Annotated in this window: 8 protein-coding genes, 1 tRNA gene and 1 pseudogene; 2 read left to right on the forward strand and 8 right to left on the reverse strand. The window is 70.9% G+C overall.

Features of this window, described 5'->3' with window-relative positions; translation table 11 throughout:
- Both ADY01_RS38590 and ADY01_RS31975 read left to right on the forward strand, forming a co-directional pair.
- A partial coding sequence (locus ADY01_RS38590) for a lipase maturation factor family protein (protein WP_159001551.1) occupies window positions 1-144 on the forward strand: 144 nt, incomplete at its 5' end.
- A 72-nt stretch (window positions 145-216) separates the two neighbouring features.
- Window positions 217-290, forward strand: a tRNA-Pro gene (locus ADY01_RS31975).
- A gap of 78 nt (window positions 291-368) precedes the next feature.
- Here the strand turns inward: ADY01_RS31975 and ADY01_RS31980 are convergent.
- The 8 genes and pseudogenes from ADY01_RS31980 to ADY01_RS32015 all read right to left on the reverse strand — a co-directional run.
- On the reverse strand, window positions 369-1,535 hold the full coding sequence (locus ADY01_RS31980; protein WP_049580230.1) for a site-specific integrase: 1,167 nt from the start codon (window positions 1,533-1,535) through the stop codon (window positions 369-371).
- Window positions 1,532-1,735 carry a helix-turn-helix domain-containing protein gene (locus ADY01_RS31985; protein ID WP_049580231.1) on the reverse strand — a complete coding sequence of 68 codons (204 nt, stop codon included), beginning with the start codon at window positions 1,733-1,735 and terminating at the stop codon, window positions 1,532-1,534. The genes ADY01_RS31980 and ADY01_RS31985 overlap by 4 nt, the downstream gene beginning before the upstream one ends.
- Window positions 1,732-2,883 (reverse strand): AAA family ATPase, encoded by a 1,152-nt coding sequence (locus ADY01_RS31990; protein ID WP_078900790.1) that lies wholly within the window; start codon window positions 2,881-2,883, stop codon window positions 1,732-1,734. Before ADY01_RS31990 ends, ADY01_RS31985 begins: the two co-directional genes overlap by 4 nt.
- Window positions 2,880-3,665, reverse strand: coding sequence for a DUF7221 family queuine tRNA-ribosyltransferase-like protein (locus ADY01_RS31995; protein ID WP_049580232.1), 786 nt, complete (start codon window positions 3,663-3,665; stop codon window positions 2,880-2,882). The genes ADY01_RS31990 and ADY01_RS31995 overlap by 4 nt, the downstream gene beginning before the upstream one ends.
- Complete coding sequence (locus ADY01_RS32000) at window positions 3,662-4,561, reverse strand: bifunctional DNA primase/polymerase (protein ID WP_199826359.1); 900 nt, start codon at window positions 4,559-4,561, stop codon at window positions 3,662-3,664. The genes ADY01_RS31995 and ADY01_RS32000 overlap by 4 nt, the downstream gene beginning before the upstream one ends.
- Window positions 4,562-4,639: 78 nt before the next feature.
- On the reverse strand, window positions 4,640-4,852 hold the full coding sequence (locus tag ADY01_RS32005; RefSeq protein ID WP_049580233.1) for a hypothetical protein: 213 nt from the start codon (window positions 4,850-4,852) through the stop codon (window positions 4,640-4,642).
- A gap of 10 nt (window positions 4,853-4,862) precedes the next feature.
- Window positions 4,863-5,054, reverse strand: a complete 192-nt coding sequence (locus ADY01_RS32010) for a hypothetical protein (RefSeq protein ID WP_049580234.1) — start codon at window positions 5,052-5,054, stop codon at window positions 4,863-4,865.
- A gap of 3 nt (window positions 5,055-5,057) precedes the next feature.
- A pseudogene (locus ADY01_RS32015) lies at window positions 5,058-5,366 on the reverse strand (hypothetical protein); the annotation flags it as partial.

Below are 5,366 nucleotides of genomic sequence, written 5' to 3' on the forward strand. Positions count from 1 at the left end.
TTCCTCGACCACGCGCCCGCCCGGGTGCGGGCCCGCCTGTACCGGTACCGCTTCACCACCTGGCACGAGCTGCGCACCACCCGCGCCTGGTGGCACCGCACCCCGGTCGGCGACCACCTTCCCCCCACCCCTTACCACCCCTGAGCGAGCACCACCCCGCATGCGGTATGGTTCTGATGCACGGAGCGGGGGCAAAGCCCCTGATCACACCGGCACCGGGACGTGGCGCAGTTTGGTAGCGCACTTGACTGGGGGTCAAGGGGTCGTGGGTTCAAATCCCGCCGTCCCGACAGAGAAGTAGCAGGTCAGGGGCCCTTCGCCATCGCGGCGAAGGGCCCCTGGATCGTTCCGAGTGACTAACTGGGTGACTACGGCGGTCCGTCTGGCCCGAAGATCTGGTCCATGGTCACCGCTCCGGTCTGGATCACAGGGCGGATCTGTTTCCGGTAGACGCTTTCCGTCACGGACGTACTGGAGTGTCCGACCAACCGGGAGATCTCCTCAAGCGGAACCCCCTTGTCGGAGAGCAGCGACACGAAGCTGACCCGCAGCTCTCGGGACGTCCACGCGTGGGGGTTGATGCCGGGCGCTCCGGCGATGGCGCGGCGCAGGGCCCGCCGGACGTTGTGAGCGTCCAGCTCGGTGCCCACCCCGGAGGTGAAGACAAGGCCGCTCTCCTGCCACCGCTTGCCCGCCGCCCCGCGTTGCTCCTCCTGCCGCTCCCGATGCCGTCTGAGGGCTTCCACGCACCGCCCCGGGAGCGCCAGCGTCCGCCGCGACTTCCGCGTCTTCGTGTCACCACCGGATCGCACGGACCGCCATACCGCGATGTGTGGGGGGATGGGCGGGTCTGCGTCCGGTTGCCCGTCCAGGTCCACGTGAGCCCACGTGAGCGGGCGTAGTTCCTCGGTACGGCCACCCGTGAGCAGCGACACGACGACGTAGGCGTGCAGCGGGTCGTCCTCAACCGCAGTCAGGATCGCTTCGGCCTGCGCGAGAGTGAGGGACTTGGACGGCCGTCCCAGTTGCCCGGTCGGCACCGAGCACAGCTCGATGACGTTCCGCTTCACCTTGTCCCTGGCCATGGCGCGTTTGATCGCTCGATTGAGGCAGGAGTGGAGCAGCCGCAGCGTCCGTGTGCTCAGCGTCTTGGCCTTGGTCGCCAACCACTTGTCGACGTCCTCCGCGCTCAGGTCGCGGAGCTTGCGCCTGCCCAATGCGGGCACCACGTGTGTGGTGCAGAGCGTGCGGTAGTTGGCCACGGTGCCGGCATCCCTGCCTGCCAGGCCGTACGTCAGCCAGTCGGTCACCGCGTTCTCCACGGTGTAGCCGGTCGGAGCGATGGCCAGGCCATCGTCGTAGTCGCGGAGGACTTCCTTCAGCTTCGCCTTGGCCTCAGTCTTGGTCCGCCCGCTTCCACGCTTCACGATGCGTTTGCCGGCGCCGTCATACCCGAGGCTGGCCGTGGCGATCCACCGCTGTCGCGTGGCATCCCAGTGCAGACCGCCGTCTCCCCTGCTGCGCCGCTTGCTCATCGGCCCGCCCCCGCTTCCTGTTCGAGCAGCGAGACGTACTCGCGGATGGCGGACGCGGGGATCCGGCAGGCACGCCCCTCGTGCACGGTGCGCAGACGGCCGGCGCGGATCAGCTCATAGACGACCGTCCGGCTGAGGTTGAGCACCCGGACAGCGTCGGCGACCCGATACAGGGCGGGCTCCTCGCTGACGAGCGTCACCGCGTCCCCCCGTTGTCCGCGCCGGGACCGGACAGCCGCTCAGCCCGTGTCCGGTTGCCCTCTCGCTGTTCTCCCACGTCAGAGGACGTGACCGGACAGTCGGACAGCCCGGACAGCTCGGACACCTCCTGATCCCTGGTGTCCGGGTCGGAGTAGTACCGGCCTGCCGTGTCCTTCGCGAGCTGCCCATCCGCGGCCATGCGCGAGCAGGTACGGCGGATCGTGTCGGCATCGACCCCCGGGAACTCAGCCGCGATGTCCTTGGGCTTGGCTCCGGGGTTGGCGCGGACGTATCGGAGGATCACGGCGCGGGTGTCGCCGATGGTGTGGTCGGTGGCGGGCCCTTCGAGGAGCTGCCAGGCGCCGGCTTCCGAGTGGAAGCGAAGGGCGTATTCGGCTTCGTCCACGTCGCGGCCGGTGACGTGCAGCACGCCGTCCGCCTGGCCGCGGGCCCGCTTCAGAACGAGCGTGGCGTCCGCTGCTCCGGCCAGGCCGTTGGTGCCGGAGACCTCGGTGAGGAAGTCGTCCGAGGCTGCCTTGCGGACGTGGTGGACGAGGACGACGGCGATGCCGTAGTGGTCGGCGATGCGCTTGGCGTGCCCCACCGCGGCGTAGTCCGCGTCGTAGGCGGACGCCCCCGGGTTGGAGGGTCCGCGCATCTTGGCGAACACGTCGATGACGACCAGCCGGGCTCCCTCGTTGCGCTCGATCCACTGCGCGATGGCCTCTCCCCCGCCCTGGGGAAGCGGCGGGCATGCCGTGGCCAGCGTGAGCCTGCCGGGTGCGGGGCTCCCTCCGAGCATCTTGCCCATGCGGGTCTGGAGACGGCGGGCGGTGTCCTCCAGCGCGAGGTAGAGCACCGGCCCGCCGTCCACCGGCACGGTGTCCATGGCCTTGCCCCCCGCGGCCACGGCCAGGGCCAGCCCTAGCGACAGCCAGGACTTTCCGACCTTGGGCGGGCCCGCGAGCAGGTTGACGCCCTCGGAGATGATCCCGGGGACGGCCCACTTCGGGTCGGGGAAGGTCGTGGCCATCAGCTCATCCGCGGTCCACGCGGTGCGGATGCGCTGCTGCGCGGGCTGGATGGCGTGCGGCTCGGTGGGCACGGAGTGCAGGTGCGGCCGGTCAGGCTCGGGCGTGGCGTTCATGCGGCGGCCTCCATATCGAAGGCGAGCTGTCGGGGGCGCGGTGCCGCTATCGCGGCCAGGACTCGCTTGCGCCAGAGGAAGGCGTAGTGGGGGCAGTTGGCGCAGTTCTTGTGTGTCGTGCAGCCGGGCAAGGGCGGGCGGCGGCGCGCCTCGTAGGACCACGCCAGGGAGTCCGCGGACGCCAGGTCGGTGCCGCATTCGGCAAGGCCGCGGACCTTGAACCCGAACCCGTGCAGGGCGTAGCCGCGCCCGGCCAGGGCCGCGACGATGTCCGCAGCCTCGCCCGTGGCCTGCCGGCGGCAGACCGAGCCCAGGCCGACGACCGGCTCCGCGGCGAGGTCGATCCCGGCGCGCTCGTACCGGTCGGCGCAGTCCTCGTAGTCCTGCCTGCGCCAGCCCTGAACGGCCGGGATGATCCTCAGTGCGGGGTCGATGGCTTTGAGGTCCAGGTAGTTGCCCACGGTGCGGGCCAGGTGCTCGGTCAGCGGCAGCCCGGTCTTGGCGAGGATCCAGGGCTCACACATCCAGTCCTGAGGCGCTGCCCAGGCCATCCGGCCGATCTCCTGCGTGTAGCGGGCCACGGCGGCGGCGTACTGCCGCGGCGGCACCGTCCACGCCCCGTGCATCGACAGTTCGGTGAACCCGCCGGAATCCAGCGCCCACGGGGCAGCGGCCCGCGGCAGGGTGCGGCGCCCGGTCAGGCGCCTGTGGGAGACGAACAGCGGCACACCGGCCGTCGCGAGCCAGGCGGGGTGATGGGTCCCGAGGTAGAAGGAGGTCATGCCGCCTCCTCCAGTCGCACGGTGCGCGGACGGCGGGCCCCGGCGCGCAGTCCCGACGCGATGGTGCGGGGAATCTCCCTCGGGGTCTGGCCGACCTGTTCGGCCGCGGCGCTCAGGTAGGTGTAGACGTCCGTCTCGGACAGCTCCCCGCCCGCGACGAGCTGTCCGAGGGCGACGGCCGCGCGGTAGAGGTCCTGGTTGTGCTCGTCGTCGGCGGACGACGTGACGCGCTCGATCTCCGCTTCGACGGCGGTCTTGAGGTAGGCGCCGTGCCGGTCGGTGGCCTTCAGCGCCACCGTCACGGGCCGCTGCGGGGGCAGCGGCGGCGGGGTCAGCAGTGCGGCCAGCCACGGCGGCAGGGGCGCCGGTGAGGCGCCGTGGACCACCGTGTAGGGCTGGCCGTTGACGCTGCTGCCCGCGGCGACCACGTAGCCGCCGGCGGCGCGGGTGTCGACCTTCCAGCCGAGCTTCCCGCCGGTGTTGCGCAGCTCCACATCGTGCGGTGCGGTGAAGTACAGGTGCTGTCCGCCGCGGCCGGTGCGGACGGTGAACGTGTCGGTGGGGAAGGGCTGGCCGTGCCGCTCGCACAGAGCGGCGAACACGTCCATGCCGTCCGTCACGCCCTCCTCGATGCTCTCGGGGGGCGGGGTGTCGTCCAGGTGCTTGGGGGTGTCCAGGTCGATGACGACCAACCGCGAGGGGCCACACGCGATACCGACGTTGTAGGGAGCGTGGGCCCAACACCGCACGATGCGGGCGGGGTCGGTCGTGGCCCGCTCCTCCCAGCGGGAAACGGCCGGCGGCTTGTCGCCGGGGGCCAGCGGGAAGACGGCGAATCCGCGTTCGGTGGCCGTCCGTGCGGCGATGGCAAGCGCAGACAGTCTGCGATGCGTCATGCTGGATGTCTCCTGTTCTCACTCAGGGCAGGGAACGGGCGGCGGACTGTCCTTGGCCGGGAGTCCGCCGCTCCGGCATCACTGGGGGTTGTGGTCGGTCTGGCGTGTGGCCAGGAGTTCGGTGAGGGTGCCCCCGAGGATGTTGAGGCGGTGTTCGATGGCGTGCCAGGATTCGGGGTCGATGGACATCAGGGCGTGGACGGCGGCGGCGGTGTCGCCGCGGCGGTGGGCGTCGATGGCGTCGCGGAGTTCGCCGGCGGCCATGAGGGTGATGCGGCCGTGGGTGGTCATCAGCGTCCCCTCAGCCGATGCCGGAGATGGCGTCGGTCAGGGAGGCGACGGTCTCGTTGATGCTCTCGGCGGCGTCGGTGTCGGCGAGGTAGAAGCCGAGCAGTGCGCACGCGATGGCGGCGCCGACGCCTACGGCCTTGAACCTCAGCAGGGCCAGAACGAGCAGGCTGAAGACGAGGACGAGGGAGACGGTCACGGTCATGGGTCAGGTCCCTTCTTCGAGGTCGCGCAGGCGGTTGAGGATCTGTGCGCGTTCGGCCTCGCCCCGTTGCCGGGCGGCGTGGAGGAGATCGGGGTCTACGGCGGATTCGAGGGCGGTCCGCACCTCGTTGGTGAGCTGGGTGGGGCTCATGGCCTCGGCCTGAACGGTCTGCTGCATGTGCTCGCCACGGCGGTCGGTGGCCTTCTGGGGTGCGGAGGGCAGGCGGTAGCGGGTGATCTGCGCGGCGGTCACGCCAAGCCGTGCGAACGTCGGCGGCGCGGCTCCCAGGTCGAGGGCGAAGGCGGTGATGTC

This window comes from Streptomyces sp. SBT349, assembly GCF_001083795.1.
Lineage (GTDB): Bacteria > Actinomycetota > Actinomycetes > Streptomycetales > Streptomycetaceae > Streptomyces.

What these genes read in the sequence shown, in the direction of transcription:
- ADY01_RS31980 (WP_049580230.1), bottom strand. Translation starts at nt 1,535, where the DNA reads ATGAGCAAGCGGCGCAGCAGGGGAGACGGCGGTCTGCACTGGGATGCC.
- ADY01_RS31990 (WP_078900790.1), bottom strand. Translation starts at nt 2,883, where the DNA reads ATGAACGCCACGCCCGAGCCTGACCGGCCGCACCTGCACTCCGTGCCC.
- ADY01_RS31995 (WP_049580232.1), bottom strand. Translation starts at nt 3,665, where the DNA reads ATGACCTCCTTCTACCTCGGGACCCATCACCCCGCCTGGCTCGCGACG.
- ADY01_RS32000 (WP_199826359.1), bottom strand. Translation starts at nt 4,561, where the DNA reads ATGACGCATCGCAGACTGTCTGCGCTTGCCATCGCCGCACGGACGGCC.
- ADY01_RS32005 (WP_049580233.1), bottom strand. Translation starts at nt 4,852, where the DNA reads ATGACCACCCACGGCCGCATCACCCTCATGGCCGCCGGCGAACTCCGC.
- ADY01_RS32010 (WP_049580234.1), bottom strand. Translation starts at nt 5,054, where the DNA reads ATGACCGTGACCGTCTCCCTCGTCCTCGTCTTCAGCCTGCTCGTTCTG.